The sequence below is a fragment of the Pantoea sp. Seng genome (genome assembly GCF_009829935.1).
Classification (GTDB): Bacteria; Pseudomonadota; Gammaproteobacteria; order Enterobacterales; family Enterobacteriaceae; genus Pantoea; species Pantoea communis.
Genome location: NZ_SZZV01000007.1, coordinates 213,179 through 239,199, shown reverse-complemented (window position 1 = coordinate 239,199; position 26,021 = coordinate 213,179). Strand labels below are relative to the sequence as shown.

Below are 26,021 nucleotides of genomic sequence, written 5' to 3'. Positions count from 1 at the left end.
TAATCCTGTTTTTCTGACTGGTTAGAACAGATCGTTAAGTGTTACGCCCACGCCAAAACGGGTCTGGCGGTGGTTATAGTCGATAAGCGATTCACCATACCCGCTGAACAGCTGGGTGTAAAAGCGCACATGTTCAGAGATAGGATAGCTCCAGGCGAAAGTCGCGCCGCCATAGCCGCTGTTCCAGTTGTAATTACCTTCCACGCTGAAAATACTTTCACCCATTTCATAACCGAGCTTGGCGCGATAGTAGCCCATGTACTTGGTGATGTCGGGGTTATCATCATTATTTTCATTTTCTGGAATGCGATACCAGGGTTTGATTTCCGCGAGGAAGTTACCGTTCTGCGCCATCAGACGCGCATAGACGCGGTTCCAGCTGCGTGAAGTCGGATCGCTGCGGCCGTTCGACTCGTGATTCAGACCGGTTTCAATATCACGCAGTGTCCAGCCCGCAAAGGTATAATCCGTTGCCCAGCCGAGGAAAATCTGCGGTTCATAGTTGGTTTCACGGAACGGCGATGAGGCTCCACGGTTAGAGAGCTGCCACCACGAACGTTGCGTATAGGATGCGGCCAATACCGAATTATCACCCAGAATGCCACGCCACAGCGGGAACGCCAGGCTGAGCTGGAATTTTACTTCATCGTTTTTTGCTTTGTCTGCCCAGTTGTACGAAGAGATCGCCTCTTTGTTCATGTCGCTGGTGTAGGTGTAGAGCAAATAGTTGTTTTCGTAAGGATAAAGCACGAACGGGTTATCGTGTTTCTCCAACAGGTTCGCAATAATACTGCCCTTCACTGCCGGGGCGTCATGCACCTCTTTTATGGTGGCTTCATCAGCCTGTGCCAGCGCAGGTATCATCAAAGCTGCGGTCAGCAACGCGTATAGCTTACGCATAACATTCTCCAGGGAACTGCGTGTTGTCATTATTAGGCCCATGTTCAAAAAGCACGCCATTCTACACGCAAAGAGACAGGTTGATCAGTGCCGATTTCTGAAACTGGAAAGCCGCGCGAACGCGGCATAATATACACAACTCTTTAACATCTTAAGGCAGAAAACATGTCATCCCCGTTGCTGTCACAGCAGGAAGCTCGCCGTCTGATTGGCGAAATCTTTGTCTATCACATGCCCTTCAATCAGGCGCTCGGTTTGGAGCTGGACCGCCTCGAAGCCGATTACGCCGAATTGGGCTTTGCCAACAAAACCATGCTGGTTGGCAATGCGGCCCAAAATATTTTGCACGGTGGCGTGATTGCCTCAGTGCTGGATGTCGCTGCCGGGCTGGTGTGCGTCAGCCATGCGCTGTCGCGTCAGGAGAGCATCAGCGAAGAGGAGTTGCGTCAGCGTCTGTCGCGCATGGGCACTATCGATATGCGCGTTGACTATCTGCGCCCCGGACGCGGCGAACGCTTTGTCGCTACCAGCAGCCTGCTGCGCGCCGGCAATAAAGTGGCGGTAGCGCGAGTGGAACTGCACAACCAGCAGGGCGATTATATCGCCACAGCAACCGCCACCTATTTGATTGGCTAGTTAGCTTTTTGGAAAGCATGATGGATACGCAACAAACGCGTCAGGGCATTGGCTATGCGCTCGGCGCTTATTTTATCTGGGGCATTGCGCCAGCCTACTTCAAGCTGGTGAAAGAAGTCCCGCCAACAGAAATCATGACGCATCGCGTGATTTGGTCGGCACTGTTTATGCTGGTACTGATTACCCTGAGCCGGAGCTGGCAGCAGGTGCGCACGGTGCTCGCTCAGCCAAAGAAAGTGCTGTTGCTGGCCGTCACTGCCGTCACCATTGGCGGCAACTGGCTGCTGTTTATCTGGGCAGTGAATAATCAGCACATGCTGGAAGCCAGCCTCGGCTACTTTATCAACCCGCTGATCAACGTAGTGTTTGGCATGCTGTTCCTGCGCGAGCGCTTCCGCCGCTTGCAGTGGCTGGCGGTGTTGCTGGCAACGATTGGCGTGCTGGTGCAGCTGTGGCAATTTGGCTCGCTGCCGATTATTGGCCTGGGGCTGGCGCTAAGTTTTGCCGTCTACGGTCTGCTGAGGAAAAAAATCCAGGTGGATGCGCAGAGCGGCATGCTGATCGAGACCGCATGGTTATTCCCGCTGGCGGCCATCTATTTGTTTGGCTTTGCTGACAGCGCCACCAGCCACCTCAGCGCCAATCCAATGAGCCTCAATTTCAAGCTGATCGCGGCGGGCATCGTCACCACGATTCCGCTGATGCTGTTTGCCGCCGCCTGTGCGCGTCTGCGTTTGTCGACCGTGGGCTTTTTCCAATACCTCGGTCCCACTTTGATGTTCCTTTTGGCCGTGCTGTTCTACGGCGAGAGCCTGACGCCGGACAAGATGGTCACCTTCGGCTTTATCTGGCTGGCACTCGCCGTATTTATCGTTGATGCAATCGCGTTCTCAGCTCGCACCCGCGTGCGCGTAGCGTGAGATAAAGCGCGCGATAGCCGGGCCGGTCAGCAGGATGGTGAACAGGCGTAAGGTCTGCAACGCCATCACAAACGCGATATCGACCCGGCTGCCCGCCGCAATAATCGCCACGGTATCCAGCCCGCCCGGGCTGGTTGCCAGATACGCCGTCATCAGATCGACGTGCAGCACCTGCGTCAGCATCCACGCCAATCCACCACACAGCAGCATCAAGCCGAAAATCGACACCAGCATTTGCGGAAGGGTGCGCAGCGCCAGCAGGAAGATCGGGCGCGTAAAGCGCAAACCCACGCTCCAGCCAATCAACGCATAGGCCAGCGCCAGCAACCACTCCGGCACCTGCAAAGTGGCGACATCGGTGCCGTGGAGCGTCGCACCAATCAGCGCGGGCAGCAGCAGCGCACCCGAAGGGATACGCAGTTTTTGTCCCAGCCAGGCGCCCGCGAACATCACCACCAATGTCAGGATGAAGCTGCTTTGTAAAGCAGGGAACCATACCAGCTCCACTGCACCACCGTTGGTGCCCAGCCCAATGCGCGCCACCACTGCCGCTGCAGTCGCCACAAATAGCACGCGCAGATACTGCATAAACGCCACTAAGCGCACGTCCGCACCGAAATCACCGGCCATCGCCACCATCGCCGAAGCGCCGCCGGGAGACGATCCCCACGCACCGGTTGGCCCTGGAAGGTTGCTAAAGCGCACCAGTAGAAAACCTGACAAACCGCTGGCCGCCAGCGTAAGCACCAACACCGCCAGCACCACCGGCCAATCCGCTAACAGCGGTGAGAGAATAGCCGGTGACAGCGTTTGCCCGATCATGCAACCCAACACGGCTTGTGCGAGCACAAACAAACGTTTGTCGATGCGTACGGTGGCGCCAGAAAGGCCCATGACGGTTCCGACGATCATCGGACCTAAAAGCAGTGCAGCAGGAAGGTGAAACAGCTGGAGAATGATCCCCAGTACTAACGAAGCAATCAGCAGAATGGTCCACTGCTGTCGCAAAGAAAAACGCGCCATAGGGTGGAAATCAGAAAGTGAGAAGTGACAACAGCCTACGCAGAATTGTGATGCAGCGCCAGTTTAAAGGGCCGCAAATGCGGCCCCGAAAGCGTTACAACCAGTTTTTCCGTTTGAAATAGAGGTACGGCGCCAGACCGGCAAGGATCATCAGCGTAATCGCGCCAGGATAACCAAAACTCCATTTCAGCTCAGGCATAAACTCGAAGTTCATCCCGTAGCTGGATGCCACTAGCGTGGGTGGCAGGAATACCACCGACACCACTGAGAAGATCTTAATGATGCGGTTCTGCTCGATGTTGATAAAGCCCATCGCCGCCTGCATCAGGAAGTTGACCTTCTGGAACAGCGATTCGTTATGCGGCAGCAGGGATTCGATATCGCGCAGGATTTCACGCGCCTGCTCCAGCTGATTGCCCGGCAGGCGAGCTTTACGCACCAGGAAGTTCAATGCACGTTGGGTATCCATAAGACACAAACGCACTTTCCAGCCGATATCCTCCAGCTCCGCCAGACGCGACAGCGCCTGATCGTACTCTTCGCCCTGTTGCCCTTCCATGATCACGCGGCTGAGTTTTTCCAGCGCGCTGTAGATGTTCTCGATCTCATCCGCCAGCTGTTCGATTTTCGTCTCAAACAGATCCAGCAACAGCTCGTAGGCGTTGCCATCGGTCAGCGTCTGGTTGCGCGCACGCATACGATACAGACGAAAAGCCGGCAGTTCGCGCTCGCGTAATGTATAGAGGCGATCTTCACGGATGGTGAACGCCACGGTGGAGTTGCCAGCGTGGTCTTCCGCATCTTCAAAGAAGAAGAAGGAGTGAATGTGCAGTCCATCTTCATCTTCGAAGAAACGTGCGGAGGCCTCGATGTCTTCCAGCTCCGGACGCGTCGCCAGGCTTTGACCCAGCTCAGATTGCACACGATCACGCTCAGTGTCGTCGGGCTCGATGAGATCGACCCACACCGAGGTGTTGAGTGTGTCGTTGTTGTCTTCCAGTTCGATGCGCGTCAGGCGATCGCGTTCGAGTTTAAAAGCGCTCAGCATAGCAATACTCCCCATTGCAGACTTAATGGGACAAGGCGGCACACCGTGATGCCGAAGGCAAAACGGGCACGGCAAAGCCTGAACGCGGAAACTTTCGCTTCAAGGGTAAATCAGTGCTGACTCGTGCGACGAGAGTGTAAAGGGAGGTCGCTGATAACCGCTAAGGCTACCCGCGTATAGAGGTAGCCTTAGATGTTATTCCTGTTAAACAGGCGGTTGAGCCAGCATCGACTGGGCGCGTCCAAGGCATTGTCCTCTCATGATAATAGTGCGCGCATGTTACGCTGAGACGAAAAAGTCGTCAAGGTAACGCAACGGCGCTACACCGTTTCCAGACGCGCGTACGCCGCCACCAGCCACTTGATGCCCTGGCCCTGAAATGCCACCTGCAAGCGGCTGTGTTCACCGCTGCCTTCGAGGTTGATGATGGTGCCTTCACCGAATTTGGCATGGCGTACACGCTGGCCCAGCGCGAATCCACTGTCGTTTTCCGTGATTGGCGTGCCCATGCGTTGATGGCTCACCGGACGGCTGACACTGGCGCGCAGACGCACTTCCTCGACGCACTCTTCCGGCAATTCGCCGATAAAACGCGATGGACGGTGATACACTTCTTTACCATAAAGGCGGCGAGTTTCGGCGTAGGTCAGCGTGAGCTTCTCCATCGCGCGCGTGACGCCAACGTAGGCAAGACGACGCTCCTCTTCCAGACGTCCGCCTTCATCCAGCGACATCTGGCTGGGGAACATGCCCTCTTCCATACCCACGATAAATACCTGAGTGAACTCAAGACCTTTCGCCGAGTGCATGGTCATCAGCTGTACCGCATCCTGCCATTTGTCGGCCTGACCTTCACCGGCCTCCAGCGCCGCATGCGACAGAAACGCCTGCAGCGGCATCAGATCTTCGTCCTCGTCCTGATAGCTGAACTGACGCGTGGCCGTCACCAGCTCCTCTAAGTTTTCGATACGTGCCTGGCCTTTTTCGCCCTTTTCCTGCTCGTACATGATCCACAGGCCGGAATCCTTGATCACGCGATCGGTCTGCACGTGCAGTGGCATATCGGCGGTTTCCGTGGCCAGCGAATCCACCAGCTCGCAGAAGCGCTGCAGCGCGGAAGCCGCACGTCCCGCCAGGGCTTTGTTTTGCAGCAGTTCACGCGTCGCTTGCCACAGCGTTAATTGCTGTTCGCGCGCGGTCTGGCGCACCACATCCAATGTGCGATCGCCCACGCCGCGCACTGGCGTGTTCACCACGCGCTCAAACGCGGCATCGTCATTGCGGTTCGCCATCAGACGCAGATACGCCAGCGCATCTTTGATCTCCTGGCGTTCGAAGAAGCGCATGCCGCCGTAAATACGGTACGGCATGCTGCCTTGCAACAGCGCTTCTTCCAGCACGCGCGACTGGGCGTTGCTGCGGTAGAGAATGGCGCAATCCTGCAGCGCATTGCCGTTCTCATGCCAGGTTTTGATACGGTTGACCACGAAGCGCGCTTCGTCTAATTCGTTAAACGCGCAGTAGAGGGATATCTTTTCGCCGTCACTGCCATCGGTCCACAACTCTTTACCGAGGCGACCATTGTTATTGGCGATCAGCGTGTTAGCCGCTTTCAGGATGTTATTGGTCGAGCGGTAGTTTTGCTCCAGGCGAATGGTTTCCGCGCCAGGGAAATCCTGCAGGAAGCGCTGGATGTTCTCGACCTGCGCGCCACGCCAGCCGTAAATCGACTGATCGTCATCCCCGACGATAATCACACGACCGGTATCGCCCGCCAGCATACGGATCCACGCGTACTGGATGTTGTTCGTATCCTGGAATTCGTCCACCAGCACGTTGCTAAAACGCTCGCGGTAATGATTCAGGATATGCGGCTTGTTCAGCCACAGCTCATGCGCACGCAGCAGCAGTTCGGCAAAATCCACTAAGCCCGCGCGATCGCAAGCCTCCTGATAAGCCTGATAGATGCGCAGCCAGGTTTGTTCAATCGGATTACCGTAGCTTTCGATGTGTTTTGGACGCAGCCCTTCATCTTTTTTGCCGTTGATGTACCACATGCCCTGGCGTGCAGGCCACTGTTTCTCATCAAGGTTCATGGCTTTGATCAGACGCTTGAGCAGGCGCAGCTGATCGTCGCTATCGAGAATCTGGAAATCCTGCGGCAGATTGGCATCAAGATGATGGGCACGCAGTAAACGGTGCGCCAGGCCGTGGAAGGTACCAATCCACATACCGCCCTGACTGGTGCCGATCAGTTGATCGATACGATGGCGCATTTCAGCCGCCGCTTTGTTGGTAAAGGTCACCGCCATGATCGAGTAAGGCGAGCAATTCTCTACCGACAGCAGCCAGGCAATGCGATGCACCAGCACGCGCGTTTTGCCACTGCCTGCCCCGGCCAGCACCAGCAGATTGCTGCGCGGCGCGGCGACCGCCTCGCGCTGTTTGTCATTCAAGCCGTTAAGCAGATCAGAAACGTCCATAAGCACCGTTTTGCCAAAATAATAAAAGGAGGATTGAGAAATGCGGTTTCTCAGCATTCAGTCAACGCACCATTTGTAGCGGCGCTATTCATCTCAAAATGAAGGGTGCCGCTACGATTTGTGCGTCAGGAAATGCCTGCCATCATCCAGCCATTAGCTGGATGAACATACAGCATTATAGCAGCGAGGTCAGCGATGCCAACTGATGAATTTCGACGTGCGGCAGCAAACGCGCATCATCAATCTTCATCAGATTGCCATCGCGCAGGTTGATCCAGCAGGCTTGCATGCCCGCGTTTATTGAACCGACCACATCGGTGGTGAGATCGTCGCCCACATGAAGAATATGCTCAGGTGCGATGTTCAAACGCTCAGCCGCCAGCTGATACATATCCTGCCACGGCTTAGCACGGCCGTGCGGGCCAGCGCGCAGGGCGAACTGGAAGTAGTGGTTAATTCCCAGTTTTTCCGGACAGGCATTGCCGTTGGTGATCGCCACCAGCGGGACGCGCTCGCCCAGCCACGTCAGCGTTTGGTGCGTCTCATCTGGCATCTCGACTTCGCTGCGCCACTGATGGAATACACCCATCACTTCGCTGGCACCCGCACTGGCTTCAGCAGCGGATAAGCCGATATTGATCATTGCCAGCTCAACCGAGCGGCGGCGCCACTCAGACACGTCGTGGTAAATTTCCGGCTCACGCGCCAGCAATTCGTCACGCAGCCCCTGATAATCAGCGGGCGTGAATTCACGCAGTGCCGGATGGAAGGCCTGCAACGCGGCGTGGGATTCGGCGGTGGTTTTACGGATCACGGGATGGTTGTCATAAAGCGTATCGTCGAGATCGAAAGTGATCGCTTTGATCGGGCCCAGCGGGCGGTAGAACTTCATTCAGACTTTCCTCGTTTAGCACGTGGATGCGCCGCGTCGTACACGGTCGCCAGATGCTGGAAATCGAGATGGGTATAGATTTGCGTGGTCGACAGATTGGCGTGTCCGAGCAGTTCCTGCACGGCGCGCAGATCGCCACTCGATTCGAGCAAATGGGTCGCAAAAGAGTGACGCAGCTTATGCGGATGAATATGGCTGGCCACGCCCTGCTTAATGCCCCACTCGGCAAAACGCTTTTGCACGTTTCGTGCCGAAATACGCGTGCCGCGACTGGAGACAAACATCGCATCATCCTGTGGCGCGAAGCTTTCACGCAGTGGCAGCCAGTGTTGTAGCCAGGTCACCGCCGTGCCACCAATCGGCACGCGTCGCTCTTTACTGCCTTTACCCACGACCCACACTTCACCGGCATCGAGATCGACATGACGACAATCCATGCCCACCAGCTCCGACAGACGTAAACCGCCGCCGTACATAGTCTCCAGCATCGCGCGGTCGCGCACCGCCAGCGGATCGTTCAGGTCGATTTCCAGCAGCTGGTTAACCTCGTCGACATCCATATTTTTTGGCAGATGACGAGCATTGCGCGGCGTGGAGATGCCTTTGGCCGGATTGGCGCTTAGCATCCCCTGGCTGACCTGCCAGTCAAGAAAACTGCGCAGTGCTGACATACGTAATGCCAGACTGCTGGGCCCGAGTCCGGCACGACGGCTGCGAGCCGCCAACTGACGAACCTGTGCGGGCTCCAGTTGTGCCCATGAGGCGATCTTCATCTCATCGGCCATCGCGGTCATCGTCTGCAACTGGCGGGTGTAATTCTTTTGCGTCAACGGGCTGAGCTGGCGTTCGACTTTCAGATAACGCAGAAAGCCCTCAACGGCTGGCTGCAACGGGCTGACGTCACTCATGCGCGTTCAATCCAGCGAGACAGCAGATCCGGCAGCATTTGCGCCAGATGCTGTAACAGCAAAGTGCCCATGCCCGCTTGATAATGCTGGTTGTCGCGGCTGCTGAAAATTAGCACGCCAAGCTCGCCGCGTTCGCCCATCAGCGACATCGCCACCGACCCGATGGCTTTCGCCTGAGGCAACAACAGCAGTAACTCCGGGCCATTCAGGCTGCCAAGGTAATGATGTTCAGCACCAAAGCGTTGAATACGCAGCGGCTCAAAAGCCTGACGAGAAAGACCCAACTGGGTGAAATCAGAAGGTGCGCCGATGTGCCAATGGTCGTTGAACACCCGCACATTGGCGCCGGCCAGACCCAACTCACGCGCCCAACGGTGCAGACGCGTTAACATTTCCTGCAGGCTGTCCGCCGCGGCAAGATGGCCTTGTAACCCCAGCAGACGATCGAACAGTTGATGGTTGGCCGTAGCCTGCTCCATCAACAGCGTGATTTCCTCTTCCAGCTGCTGGATGTGGTTGCGCTGACGCGCCATGTGCCACTCTACCAGCGACACGCTGCCGCGCACAGGGTGCGGCACCATCATCTGTTCAACCTGGCGCGCATTGCGAATAAAGAAATCGGGGTTCTGGCGCAGGAAGGCGCTTACCGACTGATCGTCCAGCAAAACCGCGCTGTCGGTTTGCTCTTCGACATTTTTCATAGATGAATAAACCCATCGTAGACGTGTGTGGCTGGCCCGGTCATAAACAGCGGCTGACCCACTCCTTTCCAGGCGATATGCAGCGTTCCGCCAGGCAAATCAACGCGAACTTTTTCCGCCAGAATGCCTTGCTGAATGCCGCAGGCAACGGCTGCGCAAGCGCCGCTGCCACAGGCCTGGGTTTCACCCGCGCCGCGTTCATACACGCGCAGACGAATGTGTTCAGGATTAACCACTTCCATAAAGCCCACGTTGACGCGCTCGGGGAAGCGTTCGTGGCTTTCCAGCAGCGGACCGAGGGTTTCCACGGCGGCCGTTTTCACACTCTCAACCTGAATCACACAGTGTGGGTTGCCCATCGACACCGCACCAAACATCACGGTCTGCTCCGCAACACGTTGCAGATACAGGCTTTCCGCTTTATTGGCGCGCAGCGGCACCTGTTGCGGATCGAAGTTGGGTTCACCCATGTTGACACGTACCAGCTCATCGCTGGTCACGCTCAGCACCATACGCCCGGTTTGCGTACTCACGCGGATGTCGCTTTTGTTGGTCAGCCCTTTCAGGCGCACAAAGCGAGCGAAACAGCGTGCACCGTTACCGCACTGAGCCACTTCGCTGCCATCGGCGTTGAAAATTCGGTAATGAAAATCGAGATCCGGATCGTAAGGCGGTTCGACGATCAGCAGCTGATCGAAACCGATCCCCAGATGCCGATCCGCCAGACGGCGAATCAGTTCCGGCGAAAAAAAGACGTTTTGCGTCACAGCATCCACAACCATGAAATCGTTGCCGAGACCGTGCATTTTCGAGAACTGCATTTTCTGCTCCGCCGGATTACTCATAGAGATTAGTTCGCCTGTGAACCCGATTTGCTGGTGACCAAACCGTTAACGTCAGCATCCTGCGCCGCTTTTTGCTGCTGTTGGGTGACCTGCTGGTTTTGTTTGGTCGGCTGATCTTTGGGCGGGAAATACAGCGGTCCTTTCAGGCCACAGCCTGCGAGGCTGACCAGTGCCAGCGCGATACCCAGCTGACTTATCATGTGTCTCATTCTGTCTGCTCTTCCTGTCCTTAAGCCTTGGCTGCTTATCATCGCAGTTGACGTTGTAAAAGCAACAGGAAATACCCGCAATTCCGGGCGCATGTCAGAGGAAAAGCCAATCCCACCACGCGAACGCAGGCGGGATCAGTGCATTTGGTAGCGCGGCTGGAAATCGCCGTTGTCGTTATCGGGTTGCGTCGCGCAGAGCTGCGTCAGTGTCTGGCTGCGGAAAGGAATCACCTGGAAGCGATCGCCCGCGTGCACAATCTGGTAGAACTGCGGCAGGTTGAAGTTGATAAAGCTGGAGCCATAGGTGAAGCGGTCATGCGACGAGGAGTAAAAACGGCTCACGTCACGCACCAACTCTTCTTTGCTGCCTTCACAATGGTGATAAACCTCAACGCGATTGGTTTCGTCGAGGATATAGATGTTGAAGCCGCGATCGTCATTGGTGTCTTCAAAGAAGAACTGAATGATGCCTTCGCTGGCATAGCCGTTCACCACCGGCGGTAATGGGGTCTGATTCGATTCCACTTTGATCGACAAACCGTGCAGCTTGTTGTTGGAAATCGCGCCGTAGAACTCCACCGCATTTTCCAGTTTCTGCACCGAGACGCTCATGCGTTCGAAGAACAAGCCCCACGTCTGGCCCGCCATGCGCAGCGCTTTAAAGCGGCCTGGCTCCTGACGGGTACTCGACAGACGCAGCTCAATACACTCAGACACCAGCTGCTGTACGCGGGTACGAATCAAACCGCGCAGATGCTGGCTGTAGCAGAACACTTCCACCGTATCCGGCGGTGCGGCGTCCTGATGCATTTTGCCGAGAATGGTTTTCAGCGCTTCGATCATCGCCTGCTCACCGCTGAAGTGCAGCGTACGCACTTCATTCCATGAGTTGCGGTACAGCAGATCAATGCTACCAATCAGGCACTGTTGCTGCTGGCCGAAGCTGAACACATCCAGCTTGCGGAAATCAAAGTGCACCACCTGATTGCGGAAGGCGGAGGTCGGATCGTGTTCGAGGTTAACGATAATCGCCAGATGACGGATTTCGCACGGGCTGTACAACGCTTTTGGCGTCGGCGCAGGTACACGCAGCGGGAAGTGGCTCGACACATCGTTCACCAACTCCTGCAAACGCGGCAGATCGCAGAATTCGTTGCCCTTCATATGTAAACGCGTTTTGCTGGTCAGCAAACCGTTGAACCACGCCCACGCCACTAACTTGTTCAGGTAGCGGTTATATTCCAGCGGCTGATGGCTGATGATCGAACTCATGTCCGGCGACTGGTTGTAAAGATACCAACCGGCGCGATTGGCGCGACCTTCCGGCACATGAATAAAGGTCAGATTATCTTCCGACAGGTCAGGCGAAATCTGTGGGTTCACCAGCGTCACTTTGCCCGGCAACGCTTCAAACGCGGCATACAGTTTACGCGTCAGCACGCCGATATCCTGCGGGCTGGCACTGACGCTTAAATTGTTACGACGGGCAAAACGGATCAGGTTGCGATAGCTCTGCATCATCGCATCCAGCAACTCGTTGTGCGCTTCACGCACACGCTCAATTTTCCACTGGGCGCGGTTATCCAATACCGCAATTTTCTCTTCATCCCAACCCCACTCTTTCACCAGCTGCGAAAGAATCTCGCGACGCCAGCCTGAGCGGTGATGGTGGTGATCGTCACTCGAGAGCTTCTCACACACTTTTAAATAGAAACATCGACGCACCAAATCAAGGCGCGCCATGTCATCGACGCTGGTCAGATAGCGCGTCACGCGCTCCAGCATCATGCAATAAGGGTCGAGACCGAAGCAGACAATTTCGCCATCGTGCAGGCGCTGTTTGATATCCATCGCCAGCAATTGCGTGTTCGGGTATTCCCAGCTGTACGCTTCTAACAACAGGGTTTTCAGCACCGCTTTGTACGGTGAATCGATGCTTTTATACAGCTGCCACAAGCTGGCCCCGAAGTACTCTTCGGCTGACAGCGTGCCGAGGCCGCCGAGATCCAGCCACTCATTCGGCGTCAACACGCCTTGAGAATAGAGTGACATCACGTAATCGTCGTAATGGTGCTCTTCTTCGCCGGGCACCATGTTCCACAGGATGCGTTTACCCGCCATACGTACAGCGGTACGGTAGAACTCATCCAGCAGCAAAATATGTTGGGTCGAACCGCAGTCTTCACCACCGAGGCTGCCGCTCTCATTGTGGCGGAAACGATTCTCGTCGATCAGGAAGAAACTGACTTCCACACCCATCGACACACACCATTTCTGCAACAGGGTACACTTGCGCTGCAGATTGAGGCGCTCTTCATTATCTAACCAGGATTGGTGACACACCCAGATGTCGAGATCGGAGACGCTGTTCTGACCGACAGACGAGGTACTGCCCATCGAATAGATGCCGGTGATCGGACGCTCGCCTTTGACGGCAGTGCTGAGATCCAGAGGCTGATCGCCCGCCAACTGTTGCAACAGATGCTGTTGGTTTTCATCAGGCGTGAAGAAGCTGACGCCGTGGGGAACGCTACCTTCAAGGTAGCCCGGCATCAGCGGGTGATGATAGTGCAGTAATGTTGGCAGCAGACTGTAGACTTGCTGGAAGGCAGGTCCCATAGCAGCCAGTGCGCGATCGACGCGCAGCTGGTTAATTGCATCCAGTCTCTGTTTCAGTGTCTCAATGTAGAGGTACAAGACGTTTCGCCTGATTGTCCCAGTGTTAAGCACCCTGTTTCCAAAACCTGCCGCTTAATAATAAAGATGTTGGGCAAATTATTGCTGGAAACGTGATCAATCTAACACCTGGAGGATTGACCGTAAAGAAAGTTGCGCTACATGACAGTTTAGCACGTTCCCCATGTAGCCCTGCTTTTTCGGACTTAGACGTCAGAAAATGACGCAATAATGCGTAACAACTGACATCGAGGCCTTTTCAATCCGTTGAAACTGACAGCATTCCCCTATCAATGATAGGATAATCGATGAACGATCAAAATGGTTAACAGCACGTTAAACAAAATTTTCAGAATTGCTACCAGACAAAGTCCCCTTGCTTTATGGCAGGCACAATATGTCCAACAGCGCCTGATGGCAGCACATCCGGGCGTGCAGGTTGAGCTGGTGCCAATGGTCACCAAAGGCGACATCATCCTCGATACACCGCTGGCTAAAGTCGGTGGAAAAGGCCTGTTTGTCAAAGAGCTTGAACTGGCAATGCTGGAAAACCGTGCCGATCTTGCGGTGCACTCCATGAAGGATGTGCCGGTGGATTTCCCGGAAGGCCTGGGTCTTGTCACTATCTGCGAGCGTGAAGACCCGCGTGATGCCTTCGTCTCCAACCTTTATAACAGCATTGATGAACTGCCTCAGGGCGCGATTGTGGGGACTTCCAGTCTGCGTCGTCAGTGTCAGCTCAGTGCGCGTCGTCCTGACCTGATCATCCGCTCTTTACGTGGCAACGTGGGCACCCGTTTGGGTAAGCTGGATGCCGGAGAATATGACGCCATTATTCTGGCCGCGGCAGGCCTGAAGCGCTTGAATCTTGAAGATCGCATTCGTCAGGCGATGCCCGCTGAAATTTCGCTGCCCGCCGTGGGCCAGGGCGCCGTCGGCATTGAATGTCGTCTTGATGATCACCAACTGATTACCTTGTTGCAGGCGCTGAATCACGCCGACACCGATGTCTGCGTGCGCGCTGAACGCGCGATGAACACGCGCCTTGAAGGCGGTTGTCAGGTACCGATCGGCAGCTTTGCCGTGCTGGAAGATAATCAGCTATGGCTGCGTGGTTTAGTCGGCTCACCGGATGGCCAGCAAATGGTGGTAGGTGAACGCCGTGGTCCGCGCGAAAACGCGGTGCAGATGGGGATTTCCCTGGCGGAAGAGCTGCTGGATGGCGGCGCCCGCGACATTCTGCGCGACGTTTATCAGGGGCAAACGCCCGCATGACCATTCTCGTGACCCGCCCGGAACCCGCTGCCAGTGAACTGGTTTCGCGTCTGCGAACCCAGGGAAAACTGGCGTGGACTCTACCGCTGATTGAATTCACGCCGGGTCGCGATCTGCAACAATTGCCGCAAAAACTGGCGGCTTTACGGCCGGGCGATCTGGTGTTTCTGCTGTCGCAGCAGGTAGTGCTGTTTGCCCATCCAGCGCTACAGCAGAGTGCCCTCACCTGGCCCGAAACACTCGACTACTATGCTATAGGGCGCAGCACCGCGCTGGCACTGCATACCGTCAGTCATCTGAAAGTAGACTATCCTCATGCGCGGGAGACCAGCGAAGAGTTAGTGCGGCTCAACCGTCTGCAGCAGGTAAAAGGCAGGCGTGCGCTGATTTTGCGCGGCAGCCCAGGCCGTGAGTTACTGGCAGAAACCCTGCTGGAACGCGGCGCCGAGGTGGAATACTGCGAGTGCTATCAACGGTGTGAAAAATATTATGAGGGCGCGATTGAAGGCCGTCGCTGGCGCGATCGCGGAATTACCACGCTGGTGGTCACCAGCGGTGAGATGTTACAACAACTGTTTGCACTGTTTCCGCCAATCGATCGTCGGGAATGGTTATTGCACTGTCGACTGGTGGTCGTCAGTGAACGTTTGGCTACTCAGGCCGCCGAATTAGGCTGGCAGGATATTGAGGTAGCCGATGGTGCTGATAACGATGCGCTGCTGCGCGCGTTACGCTGAACTTAACAATGGGATGAGCCATAATGACGGAACAAAAAGCCTCCTCCGCCATGGTTGAAGAAACCACCCCTGCGGACACTTCCCCCACGCCAGACGGTAAAAAGCCTCGCGATAAAAAAAGCGATGGCAAAGTACTGAGTGCGGTGGCGATTGTGATTGCGCTGGCGATTGGCGCGGGACTTTACCTCAATGGGAAACATCAGGCCGATTTACAGGCTCAGACAAACCAGAACCTGAGTGAACAGCTGAGCGCCCTGCAGCAGCAACTGGGCAGCGACAAACAACAGCTGACGCAACAACTGGACACCGCGAACACGGCGTTGCAGGAAGCACGTACCCAGCAGGACAACAGCGCCAAAGAGCTGGAAACCCTGCGCGATAAAGTCGCGACGATTTCCGGCAATGACACCCGCACCTGGCTGCTGGCGCAGGCGGATTACCTCGTGAAACTGGCCGGCCGTAAGCTGTGGAGCGATCAGGATGTCACTACGGCAGCAGCGCTGTTGAAAAGTGCCGATACCAGCCTGGCCGATATGAATGATCCGAGCGTAATGAATGTGCGTCGTGCGCTGACGCAGGATATCAGTTCACTCTCAACGGTGAGTCAGGTCGATTACGATGGCATCATCCTCAAACTCAATCAGCTGTCGAACGGCGTCGATAATCTGCGTCTGGCGGACAATGACAGTGATGATTCACCGATGGATGCCGATGGCGGAGAGCTTTCCAGCTCGCTGCACGAATGGCGTCAAAACCTGGTGAAGAGCTGGCATAACTTTATGGATGATTTCATCACCATCCGCCGCCGTGATAACACCGCACAGCCGCTGCTGGCGCCGAATCAGGATGTTTACCTGCGTGAAAATATCCGTTCGCGCCTGCTGATTGCCGCCCAGGCTGTGCCACGGCATCAGGATGAAATCTACAAGCAGTCGATTGATGCGGTCTCGACCTGGGTGCGTGCCTGGTACGACACCAATGACGCTGCCACCAAAGCTTTCCTCGCACAGCTGGATGAACTGAGTCAGCAAAACATTTCGATGGATGTGCCGGATACGCTGGAAAGTCAGGCGCTGCTGGAAAAACTGATGCAGACGCGCGTGCGCAATCTGCTGGCGCAGCCATCGGTTCCGGCTGATCAACAGGGAGGCTAAGCATGCTGAAAGTATTGGTGCTTTTCCTGCTGCTGATCGCAGGCGTGGTATTGGGGCCGATGATTGCTGGCCACCAGGGCTACGTGCTGATCCAGACCGATAACTGGAACGTGGAAACCAGCGTCACGGGACTGGCAATCATCCTGATCCTCAGTCTGCTGGTGATTCTGTTCATTGAATGGATTTTACGCCGCGTGTTCCGCACCGGTGCACGCACGCGTGGCTGGTTTGTTGGTCGTAAGCGTCGTAGCGCACAGCGTCACACGCAAAGTGCGCTGATGAAACTGGCGGAAGGTGATTACAAGCAGGTTGAAAAACTGCTGTCGAAGAATGCCGATCACGCCGATCAGCCGGTGGCTAACTATCTGCTGGCAGCCGAAGCGGCGCAGCAGCGTGGTGACGAAGTGCGTGCCAATCAACATCTGGAACGTGCGTCTGAGCTGTCTGAGAATGACACCATTCCGGTTGAGATCACTCGCGTGCGCCTGCAGCTGGCACGTAATGAAGATCATGCTGCCCGCCATGGTATTGACCGTTTACTGGAAGTCGCGCCGCGTCATCCTGAAGTGCTGCGTCTGGCTGAACAGGCTTATATTCGCACCGGCGCCTGGGGCGCGTTGCTGGATATTCTGCCCTCTATGCAGAAATCCCAGGTCAATGACGATGCCCATCGTGAGGCGCTACAACAGCAAGCCTGGCTAGGCATGATGAATCAGGCCATGGCCGATCAAGGCAGCGAAGGCCTGAAGAAGTGGTGGCAAAACCAGAGCCGTAAAACGCGTCAGGAAACGGCGCTGCAAGTGGCGATGGCTGAACATTTGATTGAGTGTGATGATCCGGATACCGCGCAAAGCATCGTGCTGGAAGGATTGAAGCGTCAGTATGACGATCGCCTGGTGCTGCTGATGCCGCGCATTAAAAGTGGCGACCCGCAATCACTGGAGAAAGCGCTGCGTCAGCAAATCAAACAGCATGGCGCAACGCCGCTGCTGCACAGTACCTTAGGTCAAATGCTGATGCGCCACGGTGAGTGGCAACAGGCCGCAGAGGCTTTCCAGCAGGCTCTGGCCCAACGCCAGGATGCCTTTGATTATGCCTGGCTGGCCGATGTTTACGATCGTCTGCATCGCCCTGAAGACGCGGCCAAAATGCGTCGTGAAGGTCTGCTTCTTACCTTAAAGACGAATCCAAACGCTTGATTTAACGATTGTTACTTTTGTGCACGCCGGGCTTGTCCCGGCTTTTTTTTGCCTGAAGAGTAGCGGTATGAAGGTAAATCGCAGATAAAAAAACACCTGCCATAAGCAGGTGTAAGATCAGGTCGTTCAGACAACTGATGGTATCCGACTCAACGTAATGTCCTTCTTACTGCAGTAAAGCGTGCGCAATAACTGCCAGGCTGGACAACGGATACCGTAAGGGGCTCTGCATCATTCCCAGGTTTATGTAGCATTAGCAAACATAAGAGGTGGAATGAGCATCTACAAGGTTATTATTGCATAAGCCGTGCCAGAATTGCAGATTCAGAGATAAGTTATTTTAAATCAGCAAGATAAACGCATGGGCCTACCTCAGCCTGAACGGCGCGTCGTGATTTCGCTACACTCCCCTCAATAACTGTCTCCTCTCAGCGACAACCAATGCAAGGAACTGTCAATCCATTTAAAATTAATGGGTTATGAGTCTCATTATGGCGACAACAGCCGTTGGCGTGATTTAAGAAGCCGGATGGTGTTGAGAAGCCGGGTTGCTGAGTTGCTGAGTTGCTGAGTTGCTGAGTTGCTGAGTTGCTGAGTTGCTGAGTTGCTGAGTTGCTGAAAAGGATAAGATCAGTTTTGGGAAAGATAAAACGAAAAAAGCCTGCTTTTTCAAGCAGGCTTTTCGAATATGGTCGGCGAGAGAGGATTCGAACCTCCGACCCACTGGTCCCAAACCAGTTGCGCTACCAAGCTGCGCTACTCGCCGATTTTTTCTGTATCTTATTTCTTCACGCTACCGCGTAATTTTGCCTGGTGCGAAGGGAGGGACTTGAACCCTCACGTCCGTAAGAACACTAACACCTGAAGCTAGCGCGTCTACCAATTCCGCCACCATCGCGTGCCCAGCAAAATTTGGGGTGGCTAATGGGACTCGAACCCACGACAACTGGAATCACAATCCAGGGCTCTACCAACTGAGCTATAGCCACCATAATTCTGGTGTGTAAGCATCTCTGCTTACTATTTTCACTGCATAACGCGGTTAAAACCAACCACCGAAGCTCTTGCGCACAAACTAAATGGCGCGCCCGACAGGATTCGAACCTGAGACCTCTGCCTCCGGAGGGCAGCGCTCTATCCAGCTGAGCTACGGGCGCGTAGCGCCGTTGCGGATGGGCATACTACGGGCTTGACCTCATACTGTCCAGCGCTTTTTTATAAAAAAAACGCGTTTGATTACGCTTTGTGCATTCCGTCGATAATTAATGCAGTTTTGCTGCCTGCACTGATGATATTGCTGAAAAAATCGGCGATATCAGAGATCGCCACGCCAGTGATAGCGCAAATATTTCAGCAATTTTAATTGCCGGCGCCAGCGCGATGGCTGACGAATCAGACGGTAGAGCCATTCCAGCCCCAATTTCTGCCAGATTCGTGGTGCACGCGCGACGTGGCCGGTGAAAACGTCGTAGGTACCGCCCACGCCCATATACAGCGCATGCGGCCAGTGCGCACGACAGTCACGCATCAGCAACTCCTGACGCGGCGAACCTTGCGCCACCGTAACAATCTGTGCACCGCTGGCCGTAATGCGCGCAAACAACGCCTCACGCTCGGCTGGGGCAAAATAGCCATCCTGACTGCCGACAATGTTTACGTTCCACTGGCGACGCAGTTTGTCACAGGTTTCATCCAGCACAGCCTGACGACCGCCAATCAGAAACACCGGAATGCCGCTGCGGCCCGCACGCTCCATCAAGGCTTCCCACAGATCGGCACCGGCGATGCGGTTCACCTGCAACTGCGGATACTTTTTGCGTAACGAGCGCACGATGCTGATGCCATCCGGATATTTGAATTCCGCTTCAGCAATCAGTGCACGCAGTTGCGCATCCTCTTCCAGCGTCAGCATCTTTTCTGCATTCATCGCCACCAGCGTGCCACAGCGCGGCTGGCCATCCGGCAGCAAGAAGTGCAGGAAGCTGTCCATGTCGTTAAAGGCGTGAAGATCGACACCGCGCAGGTTATAGCGCGGCTTATCGGTTTTCATGAATCATTTTCCCAAAGGTTAAGACAAGCTGTGAACCACCGGCTCGCTACGCGGGCGAATTAAACCTGCGCGCGCTAACAGCCAGTACAGCAATTTAGCCACCGCCATGCAGGCGGCAAAAATAATGCAAAAGAACACCACGCGCGAACCGAAAGCATCAAGCCCTTCACGCGCCAGCACGATCATATTGAAGACCGCACCGAAGCAGAAGCTCTGCAGAATCGCCCCGCTATAGCGGTTTGAAGCATCACGGCCTTGCAGATAGAGATTATCGAATCCTTTCATCAGCCAGCCGACGGCAATCGCGCCCAGCGGAATAAACCACACGCCGCCCATCACCAGCAGCGAGCCCAGCAGCGTCGGCGAAATCGCCAGTCCTGAATGGTTATTCAGCACTTCCCAGGTAAAGTAATTGGCGCTGTTGAGCACAATCGATGGACGGCCAGGCCAGAGCCAGCTCGGGATAAAGACATAAAAGTCACGCCAGATCGGTGCTAAGCCCTGGAAATCAATTTTGTCGTAGTTCTGCAACAACAGCGCGAGGTTTTCCCAGGGTGAGAAAGTATCACGCGTTAAATACAGGAAGGTGTAAAACGCCTCGTCGCCCACCACATCGAGGTTATAGCGGCGCAGCGCCAGCCAGAACATACCCGCAATCGCCATCACGCCTGCGCCCACCAGCATCCACAACGTGATCCAGCCGCGCGTTATGCCGATAAACAGGAACAGAGCGAAGGCGATGATGATATTGGCGCGCGTCCCGCCCACCAGTGCATAGGTCAGCAAACCAAACGCCACCGACACCAGCAAAAACCCCAGCCATTGACGCTGCGTTGGGTTGAGGAAATAGCGGATCAGCATCGCCGGAATGAAGAAGTAGAAGAAGCGCTTGAGCGCCACGCCGGATACTTCACTGGAGAAGATCTGGTTATAGGCAGAGAGGCGGAACAACAGCAGGCCGTTGTGCATAAAGAACACGGTCACCGTGCCAACCGCCACCAGCGCTAACAACAGGCAAGTGAGATGGGTTTCAACACGGTTCATCTGCAGCCAGGGCTTGCGAGGCGTAGCATTGATCGGCCTCAAGCGGACTTTATAGCTGACATAATAAATCGCATAAAAACTGGTGGCGGCCAGCAACGCCTGCAACAGGTACTCCGGCGGCACCACCTCCACATTAAAGCGGAACACCAGCACGCTGGTGAGGGGAAAACCGAAGTAAAAGGTCAGCAAATACAAAATGGTGAAGAACAGGTGGAAGTTAAAGCGCACCCGTTTAAATTCCCGCCAGGTCAGCGTCAAAATGAAACCCAGCGAGAACAAATAAACCACCAGCAGACCACTAAACTGCATCAGGCTCATGTTCTCTCCCTTTCACTCAGGGTCAACGCGTTGCGCCAGCCAGCCAGATAACCAGGGGCAAAGAAGGCAACCGCGGATTTATCACACTGCACCAGCTGACGCTGGGCTTCAGCCACACTCGACGTATCCAGCGCATCTTCGCTAAACAACACCGGCAACCCTTGTTCGCTGAGGTCGCGCCAGAACGGATTTTTACGGTTCAGCACAAAGGGAATATTGGCCTGAATCAGCAAACATAAGGTGCCAATGCCTTGCTGGCGCTCGAACATAAAATAGCCGAGCTGGCAGTCGCTGAGCAATTGCAGATAGGTGTCAAAATCTATCTTGTCACGCAATAAGGTCACCTGACCTTGCGGGAACAGACGCTGCGCGGCCGTGTTGATCTCTTCGATGTATGCCTGATTATTTTCCGGGTAGCCCAGCGGGACCAGAACTTTCACCCGATCGCCAAACTGCGCTCGAATCGCCTGTAAGCCTTCAATATGGTTGTTGCTGCGATCGCCGGAATTGCCCAGCAGCACGGTGAAATCACCGGTCGCGCTACCGCCCGGCACTGCGGCATCGGGCATGCGGGTTGGGAAATAAAGCAGTGAAGTAGGCACACGCGGATGGCGTTGCTGAAAAGCGTGCAAATCCCCACGCGTTGCGAACACGTGAGCAATGCGACGCTGTGCCATACGGCGCAGCAGATAAAACAACTGATACTTCAGGCCACGCCCTTCTTCATACAAATCAGCGCCCCAGATGTGCCAGAACGCCTGCTCACGCCGTAATTTACCGCTGAGCAAAGCCAGCCAGATTTGCGGATTAAACTGTCCATGAAAGAAGAAGCGTTGCGTGCGGTCAGCCGCACGGGTTATCACCGTCTGCGCCAGCGCGCGCTTGCTGGGATAGGTTTCGATCTGCAGCGCGGTATAAGCTTGCAGCGCTTCAGGCGTTGAAGTCACCACCATAAACTGGCGCGGCCCAGCAGCCGGCAATTCGGTGTTCATCACCTCATTAAAGAAGCGTAACACCGTATGGTTATGATGTGGGATATCCGATCCCAGCACGTGAAATAAAGTCATTTTTTCCGGCAATAAATCATAAAGGCGCCACAGCAAAGGGCGAAGTAGAGCACGTAAGTCGCCATATAGGCTTGTGCGGCTCCGGCAGTTCCATGTAAGGGAATCAGCCAATGTGAGAACGCGGTCAGCAGCACAAACTGGCTGATTTCCGTCAAAATATAAAAGCGCAGTGAAGCTTTGGCGATCACCAGGTATCCGAATACATAGGCGCCGACTTTAAAGACGTCCCCACACAACTGCCAGACAAACAGGTCGCGCATCGCGGCAAACTGCGGAGAAAACAGCAGCCAAATGGCGACATCACGCAGTAACCACACGCAAAAGCTGGCCGCAGCCACCGCGGGCAGAACAAAACGCAGCGCACGCCCAATTTCACGCGCAATCTGCGGTTTGCTTTCCAGTCGCGCCAGCGTCGGCAATAACCAGACACTAAAAGTCGCCGTGATAAATTGCAAATAGGCATCGGATATACTGGTCACGCCCTGCCACAAGCCCACCTGCGCCCAACCCTGCTGTTCGGCCAGCAGATTACGCATCATCACCCACGCCACTGGCAGGGTAACGGAGGTGATCAGCGCCATCAGGGTGAATTTTGCCAGATTTCGCGCCAAATCCGGCTGCCAGCCCGGTTTTAACCAGCGCAGTGGCAGCACCTGACGATGACGTCGCAGCATCAGTAAAGCCGGGAACACCAACAGTGCAGGCACCAGCGCTAAGCCGACTAACGCTCCGGCATATCCACCCAGCCACCAGCACAACACATAGCCCAGCACGCCCACCAGGCTGCCGATAATTAACGCCAGCGCATTGCCGCGCGCATCGCGGAAGCCTTTGAGCAAGGCCAGCGTCAGGTTGGCCCAGGCAATCCCAAACTGCAGAAAGGCCACGATGCGAACCACGTTGGCATAGCCGTCATGACCAAATAGCGCATGGCTAATCGGCCCCGCCGCCAGCAAGAACACCAGCGCCACCAGCGTGGAAAAGCCGATCACCATGCTCGATGCCGTACCGGTCACGGCACGCAGTTGCTCGGGCTGCTGCTGAAATTGCGCGATGTAAGTGGTCACGCCGTTGAAAATGCCCGCGCCGGCCAATACACCCAATACGGTAATCAGCTGGCGAAAGTTACCGGCCTGGCCAACCCCTTCCGGCCCGAAGCTGACCGCCAGCAGTTTCACCACCAGCAGACCGGCAATGATTTTTACCAACGTCGATGAGGCTGTCCAGACTGACGCTTTGGCTAACGACATCAGGCAAAGAAACTCAACAGCGAGCTGATAACGGTGCGCTGATTGTTATCCGACAGGTTATAGAACAGCGGCAGACGCAGCAGGCGCTCACTCTCTTTGGTGGTGAAACGGTCATCGCCGTGCAAGCGACCAAAACGTTCACCGGCTGGCGAAGAGTGCAAGGGGATGTAGTGGAACACCGTGAGGATTTCCGCCTCTTTCATCCAGTTGATCAGCGCCTGGCGGTCGTCGCTGTCGCGCAGTTTGATGTAAAACATGTGCGCGTTGTGAAGGCAATTATCCGGCACCACCGGTAGCTCGATGCGTCCCGCCGCCGCCAGCGGTTGCAGGGCATCATAATAGCGCTGCCACAGTCGCAGACGCTGCTGGTTAATACGCTCAGCCGCTTCGAGTTGCGCCCACAGGTAGGCAGCCTGCAGATCCGCCATCAAATAGCTCGAACCGATATCGCGCCAGGTGTATTTATCCACCTGACCACGGAAAAACTGGCTGCGGTTGGTGCCTTTTTCACGGATGATCTCCGCGCGCTCCACCAGCTTCGCGTCATTAATCAGCGTCGCACCACCTTCGCCACCGGCAGTGTAGTTTTTGGTTTCATGGAAGCTGAAGCAGCCAATATGACCAATAGTGCCGAGTGCACGTCCTTTGTACTGCGACATCACCCCCTGCGCCGCATCTTCAATCACAAACAATTGATGCTTCGCCGCCAGCGCCATAATGCTATCCATTTCGCAGGCCACGCCCGCGTAGTGCACCGGCACAATCGCACGGGTTTTCTCAGTGATCGCTGCTTCAATCAAGGTTTCATCGATATTTAGCGTATCGGGGCGCACATCGACGAACACGATCACCGCACCGCGCAGCACAAAAGCATTGGCGGTAGAGACAAAGGTATAACTCGGCATGATCACTTCATCGCCGGGCTGGATATCGATTAATAGCGCGGCCATTTCCAGTGAGGCGGTGCAGGATGGCGTCAGCAGCACCTTTTTGCTGCCAAAATGCTGCTCCATCCACTGCTGACAGCGACGGGTAAAACCACCGTCACCGCAGAGTTTGCCGCTGGCCATCGCCGACTGCATGTATTCAACTTCGCTGCCGACAATCGGCGGCGCATTAAATGGGATCATGAGGCTTTCCTGTAAAACCAGTAAGCGGTGCTTTCGAGGCGAGCACCGCTGCGTAAATAGAGGCGCATCGCCGTGAGATTGCTAAGCTGGGTCGCGACGCGCAGGCGTTCCAGCTGCCGCACGCGACCCCAATCTGCTGCCGCCAGCAGCAAACGCTGGCCAATGCCCTGCCCCTGCGCTTCGGGCTGTACGGCAAGCAGGCCGATGCGCGCATCACCGTTGACTTCACGCATCGAGACAAAGCCTTGTAATTGGCCGGATTCGTCGCTGGCCACCAGACATTGGTGATCAAAGGTGCCGCGTACCGCGTTTTCAATCCACTGTGCATAGAAACGACCGCTGTCATCGGCGTTAAACCAGGGCGCACGAAAACGGCTTTGGCGAAAGGCATGCGATGCCGCCTCACGCAATGCCGGGATCTGTGCTTCACGCGCGATGCGCACGCCAACCTGGCGCTCGGTGCGTTTGATATTGATGGCCAGATCGGCCTCACCTTCCACCAACTGAAAACCGTGCTGGCTTAAGGCATCAATGGCGTCGGTGCGCTCGGCGGGCACTTTGGCCTGCCACAACGTATCTGGCTGTTGCAGCGCGTCGGCAAGGGTGAAGTCGCCATCCAGGTCGATACGCGCGCTGTTCACGCCAAAGAAATCGCTTTCCCACTCAAGGGGGTTAATACTGACGCGGACGGGCATGGAGAACATCCATCAGGTATTGGCCGTAGCCGGTTTTGGTCAACGCTTGCGCCGCCGCCAGCAACTGTTCGTCACTTAGCCAACCGTTGCGCCACGCAATCTCTTCCAGGCAGGCAATTTTAAAGCCCTGACGTTTCTCCACGGTCTGAACAAACATACTCGCTTCAATCAGACTGTCATGTGTACCGGTATCCAGCCAGGCAAAACCTCGTCCCAGCAACTCGACAGAGAGTTCACCCTGCTCAAGATACATCTGGTTAATCGCGGTGATTTCCAGCTCGCCCCGTGCAGAAGGCTGCACCTGTTTGGCAAACTCCACCACGCGATTGTCGTAGAAGTAGAGGCCGGTTACCGCCCAACGTGATTTAGGTTGCTGCGGCTTCTCCTCAATGGAAAGCGCATTGAAGTCGTCATCAAACTCCACCACACCAAACCGCTCGGGATCCATCACCTGATAGGCAAACACCGTCGCACCGCTACTGCGCGCAGCCACTTTTTTCAGTTTCGGACTGAAGCCCTGGCCAAAATAGAGGTTGTCGCCCAGCACCAGACAGCAGCTGTCATTGCCAATGAAGGACTCACCAATGATAAACGCCTGCGCCAAACCATCAGGGCTGGGTTGCTCAGCATACTCTAGCTGCAGGCCGAACTCGCTGCCATCACCGAGCAAACGCTCGAAGTGCGCGCGATCTTCCGGCGTGGTGATAATCAGGACCTCGCGGATCCCCGCCAGCATCAGCACCGACAGCGGATAGTAAATCATCGGCTTGTCGTAAACTGGCAGTAGCTGCTTTGAGATAGCGCGAGTAATAGGGTGCAAACGCGTGCCCGAACCGCCCGCCAGGATGATACCTTTCATCG

At 55.4% G+C, this 26,021-nt stretch carries 23 protein-coding genes and 4 tRNA genes; 6 read left to right on the top strand and 21 right to left on the bottom strand.

All coding sequences use genetic code 11. The features are described 5' to 3' along the window. Positions 1-21: 21 nt before the first annotated feature. Entirely contained in the window at positions 22-900 is an 879-nt protein-coding gene (gene pldA, locus FD737_RS09760; protein ID WP_034827877.1) for a phospholipase A, read from the bottom strand. A 165-nt stretch (positions 901-1,065) separates the two neighbouring features. Between pldA and FD737_RS09755 the strand changes: the two genes are divergently transcribed. Together FD737_RS09755 and rarD are read left to right on the top strand one after the other, a co-directional pair. Beyond that, positions 1,066-1,536, top strand: a complete 471-nt coding sequence (locus tag FD737_RS09755) for a thioesterase family protein (RefSeq protein ID WP_097118521.1) — start codon at positions 1,066-1,068, stop codon at positions 1,534-1,536. 20 nt (positions 1,537-1,556) lie between these two features. Further along, a complete protein-coding gene (gene rarD, locus FD737_RS09750; protein WP_034827874.1) occupies positions 1,557-2,456 on the top strand; it encodes an EamA family transporter RarD in 900 nt (299 codons plus the stop codon). On the opposite strand, the gene FD737_RS09745 is transcribed toward rarD, so the two are convergent. The 9 genes from FD737_RS09745 to FD737_RS09705 all read right to left on the bottom strand — a co-directional run bounded on the left by FD737_RS09745 (position 2,427) and on the right by FD737_RS09705 (position 13,262). Then, a complete protein-coding gene (locus tag FD737_RS09745; RefSeq protein ID WP_058960363.1) occupies positions 2,427-3,479 on the bottom strand; it encodes an AbrB family transcriptional regulator in 1,053 nt (350 codons plus the stop codon). The genes rarD and FD737_RS09745 overlap by 30 nt on opposite strands. 94 nt (positions 3,480-3,573) lie before the next feature. Beyond that, positions 3,574-4,527, bottom strand: coding sequence for a magnesium/cobalt transporter CorA (corA, locus tag FD737_RS09740; protein WP_034827871.1), 954 nt, complete (start codon positions 4,525-4,527; stop codon positions 3,574-3,576). A gap of 320 nt (positions 4,528-4,847) precedes the next feature. Beyond that, a complete protein-coding gene (uvrD, locus tag FD737_RS09735; RefSeq protein ID WP_058960397.1) occupies positions 4,848-7,010 on the bottom strand; it encodes a DNA helicase II in 2,163 nt (720 codons plus the stop codon). Between the two features lie 175 nt (positions 7,011-7,185). Beyond that, on the bottom strand, positions 7,186-7,902 hold the full coding sequence (gene yigB / locus FD737_RS09730; RefSeq protein WP_160833380.1) for a 5-amino-6-(5-phospho-D-ribitylamino)uracil phosphatase YigB: 717 nt from the start codon (positions 7,900-7,902) through the stop codon (positions 7,186-7,188). After that, entirely contained in the window at positions 7,899-8,810 is a 912-nt protein-coding gene (gene xerC / locus FD737_RS09725) for a tyrosine recombinase XerC (protein ID WP_160833379.1), read from the bottom strand. The genes yigB and xerC overlap by 4 nt, the downstream gene beginning before the upstream one ends. Next, entirely contained in the window at positions 8,807-9,511 is a 705-nt protein-coding gene (locus FD737_RS09720) for a DUF484 domain-containing protein (RefSeq protein WP_034827865.1), read from the bottom strand. The genes xerC and FD737_RS09720 overlap by 4 nt, the downstream gene beginning before the upstream one ends. Next, positions 9,508-10,332 (bottom strand): diaminopimelate epimerase, encoded by an 825-nt coding sequence (gene dapF, locus FD737_RS09715; protein ID WP_058960398.1) that lies wholly within the window; start codon positions 10,330-10,332, stop codon positions 9,508-9,510. The genes FD737_RS09720 and dapF overlap by 4 nt, the downstream gene beginning before the upstream one ends. 29 nt (positions 10,333-10,361) lie before the next feature. Next, positions 10,362-10,565, bottom strand: a complete 204-nt coding sequence (locus FD737_RS09710; protein ID WP_097118519.1) for a lipoprotein — start codon at positions 10,563-10,565, stop codon at positions 10,362-10,364. 135 nt (positions 10,566-10,700) lie between these two features. Next, the gene (locus FD737_RS09705; protein WP_160833378.1) at positions 10,701-13,262 is read right to left on the bottom strand and encodes a class I adenylate cyclase; all 2,562 of its coding nucleotides are present in this window, start codon (positions 13,260-13,262) and stop codon (positions 10,701-10,703) included. A gap of 300 nt (positions 13,263-13,562) precedes the next feature. Here FD737_RS09705 and hemC point away from each other — a divergent pair, with 300 nt between their 5' ends. The 4 genes from hemC to hemY are packed head-to-tail and all read left to right on the top strand — an operon-like array spanning position 13,563 to position 17,606. Further along, the gene (gene hemC, locus FD737_RS09700; RefSeq protein ID WP_160833377.1) at positions 13,563-14,516 is read left to right on the top strand and encodes a hydroxymethylbilane synthase; all 954 of its coding nucleotides are present in this window, start codon (positions 13,563-13,565) and stop codon (positions 14,514-14,516) included. Then, entirely contained in the window at positions 14,513-15,253 is a 741-nt protein-coding gene (hemD, locus tag FD737_RS09695; RefSeq protein ID WP_160833376.1) for a uroporphyrinogen-III synthase, read from the top strand. The genes hemC and hemD overlap by 4 nt, the downstream gene beginning before the upstream one ends. A gap of 23 nt (positions 15,254-15,276) precedes the next feature. Then, a complete protein-coding gene (gene hemX / locus FD737_RS09690) occupies positions 15,277-16,407 on the top strand; it encodes a uroporphyrinogen-III C-methyltransferase (protein WP_034827857.1) in 1,131 nt (376 codons plus the stop codon). A gap of 2 nt (positions 16,408-16,409) precedes the next feature. Beyond that, positions 16,410-17,606 carry a protoheme IX biogenesis protein HemY gene (gene hemY / locus FD737_RS09685; RefSeq protein ID WP_160833375.1) on the top strand — a complete coding sequence of 399 codons (1,197 nt, stop codon included), beginning with the start codon at positions 16,410-16,412 and terminating at the stop codon, positions 17,604-17,606. A 689-nt stretch (positions 17,607-18,295) separates the two neighbouring features. Here the strand turns inward: hemY and FD737_RS09680 are convergent. From FD737_RS09680 to rfbA, 11 genes are all read right to left on the bottom strand, one after another. Beyond that, positions 18,296-18,372: transfer RNA gene (locus tag FD737_RS09680), tRNA-Pro, on the bottom strand. 45 nt (positions 18,373-18,417) lie between these two features. Then, positions 18,418-18,504, bottom strand: a tRNA-Leu gene (locus FD737_RS09675). Positions 18,505-18,519: 15 nt separating this feature from the next. Further along, a tRNA-His gene (locus FD737_RS09670) sits at positions 18,520-18,595 on the bottom strand. 91 nt (positions 18,596-18,686) lie between these two features. Then, positions 18,687-18,763, bottom strand: a tRNA-Arg gene (locus FD737_RS09665). A gap of 158 nt (positions 18,764-18,921) precedes the next feature. Beyond that, entirely contained in the window at positions 18,922-19,656 is a 735-nt protein-coding gene (gene wecG / locus FD737_RS09660; protein ID WP_160833374.1) for a lipopolysaccharide N-acetylmannosaminouronosyltransferase, read from the bottom strand. A gap of 18 nt (positions 19,657-19,674) precedes the next feature. Then, the gene (wzyE, locus tag FD737_RS09655) at positions 19,675-21,018 is read right to left on the bottom strand and encodes an ECA oligosaccharide polymerase (RefSeq protein WP_160833373.1); all 1,344 of its coding nucleotides are present in this window, start codon (positions 21,016-21,018) and stop codon (positions 19,675-19,677) included. Next, positions 21,015-22,085 (bottom strand): TDP-N-acetylfucosamine:lipid II N-acetylfucosaminyltransferase, encoded by a 1,071-nt coding sequence (locus tag FD737_RS09650; RefSeq protein ID WP_160833372.1) that lies wholly within the window; start codon positions 22,083-22,085, stop codon positions 21,015-21,017. Before FD737_RS09650 ends, wzyE begins: the two co-directional genes overlap by 4 nt. Next, a complete protein-coding gene (wzxE, locus tag FD737_RS09645) occupies positions 22,082-23,335 on the bottom strand; it encodes a lipid III flippase WzxE (protein WP_160833371.1) in 1,254 nt (417 codons plus the stop codon). Before wzxE ends, FD737_RS09650 begins: the two co-directional genes overlap by 4 nt. Beyond that, the gene (gene rffA, locus FD737_RS09640) at positions 23,335-24,465 is read right to left on the bottom strand and encodes a dTDP-4-amino-4,6-dideoxygalactose transaminase (protein WP_160833370.1); all 1,131 of its coding nucleotides are present in this window, start codon (positions 24,463-24,465) and stop codon (positions 23,335-23,337) included. Before rffA ends, wzxE begins: the two co-directional genes overlap by 1 nt. Continuing rightward, positions 24,462-25,160, bottom strand: coding sequence for a dTDP-4-amino-4,6-dideoxy-D-galactose acyltransferase (gene rffC / locus FD737_RS09635; protein WP_160833369.1), 699 nt, complete (start codon positions 25,158-25,160; stop codon positions 24,462-24,464). Before rffC ends, rffA begins: the two co-directional genes overlap by 4 nt. Further along, a complete protein-coding gene (gene rfbA / locus FD737_RS09630; protein ID WP_097118511.1) occupies positions 25,138-26,019 on the bottom strand; it encodes a glucose-1-phosphate thymidylyltransferase RfbA in 882 nt (293 codons plus the stop codon). Before rfbA ends, rffC begins: the two co-directional genes overlap by 23 nt. Positions 26,020-26,021: the final 2 nt, after the last annotated feature.

Bases quoted from the DNA above. Each gene is read 5' to 3' on its own strand.
- corA (WP_034827871.1), bottom strand. From the start codon at position 4,527: ATGCTGAGCGCTTTTAAACTCGAACGCGATCGCCTGACGCGCATCGAA.
- yigB (WP_160833380.1), bottom strand. From the start codon at position 7,902: ATGAAGTTCTACCGCCCGCTGGGCCCGATCAAAGCGATCACTTTCGAT.
- wzyE (WP_160833373.1), bottom strand. From the start codon at position 21,018: ATGAGCCTGATGCAGTTTAGTGGTCTGCTGGTGGTTTATTTGTTCTCG.
- rffA (WP_160833370.1), bottom strand. From the start codon at position 24,465: ATGATCCCATTTAATGCGCCGCCGATTGTCGGCAGCGAAGTTGAATAC.
- hemY (WP_160833375.1), top strand. From the start codon at position 16,410: ATGCTGAAAGTATTGGTGCTTTTCCTGCTGCTGATCGCAGGCGTGGTA.
- FD737_RS09745 (WP_058960363.1), bottom strand. From the start codon at position 3,479: ATGGCGCGTTTTTCTTTGCGACAGCAGTGGACCATTCTGCTGATTGCT.
- FD737_RS09710 (WP_097118519.1), bottom strand. From the start codon at position 10,565: ATGAGACACATGATAAGTCAGCTGGGTATCGCGCTGGCACTGGTCAGC.
- FD737_RS09650 (WP_160833372.1), bottom strand. From the start codon at position 22,085: ATGACTTTATTTCACGTGCTGGGATCGGATATCCCACATCATAACCAT.
- FD737_RS09755 (WP_097118521.1), top strand. From the start codon at position 1,066: ATGTCATCCCCGTTGCTGTCACAGCAGGAAGCTCGCCGTCTGATTGGC.
- rffC (WP_160833369.1), bottom strand. From the start codon at position 25,160: ATGCCCGTCCGCGTCAGTATTAACCCCCTTGAGTGGGAAAGCGATTTC.
- hemC (WP_160833377.1), top strand. From the start codon at position 13,563: ATGGTTAACAGCACGTTAAACAAAATTTTCAGAATTGCTACCAGACAA.
- uvrD (WP_058960397.1), bottom strand. From the start codon at position 7,010: ATGGACGTTTCTGATCTGCTTAACGGCTTGAATGACAAACAGCGCGAG.
- pldA (WP_034827877.1), bottom strand. From the start codon at position 900: ATGCGTAAGCTATACGCGTTGCTGACCGCAGCTTTGATGATACCTGCG.
- hemD (WP_160833376.1), top strand. From the start codon at position 14,513: ATGACCATTCTCGTGACCCGCCCGGAACCCGCTGCCAGTGAACTGGTT.
- xerC (WP_160833379.1), bottom strand. From the start codon at position 8,810: ATGAGTGACGTCAGCCCGTTGCAGCCAGCCGTTGAGGGCTTTCTGCGT.
- wecG (WP_160833374.1), bottom strand. From the start codon at position 19,656: ATGAAAACCGATAAGCCGCGCTATAACCTGCGCGGTGTCGATCTTCAC.
- rfbA (WP_097118511.1), bottom strand. From the start codon at position 26,019: ATGAAAGGTATCATCCTGGCGGGCGGTTCGGGCACGCGTTTGCACCCT.
- FD737_RS09720 (WP_034827865.1), bottom strand. From the start codon at position 9,511: ATGAAAAATGTCGAAGAGCAAACCGACAGCGCGGTTTTGCTGGACGAT.
- hemX (WP_034827857.1), top strand. From the start codon at position 15,277: ATGACGGAACAAAAAGCCTCCTCCGCCATGGTTGAAGAAACCACCCCT.
- rarD (WP_034827874.1), top strand. From the start codon at position 1,557: ATGGATACGCAACAAACGCGTCAGGGCATTGGCTATGCGCTCGGCGCT.
- wzxE (WP_160833371.1), bottom strand. From the start codon at position 23,335: ATGTCGTTAGCCAAAGCGTCAGTCTGGACAGCCTCATCGACGTTGGTA.
- dapF (WP_058960398.1), bottom strand. From the start codon at position 10,332: ATGCAGTTCTCGAAAATGCACGGTCTCGGCAACGATTTCATGGTTGTG.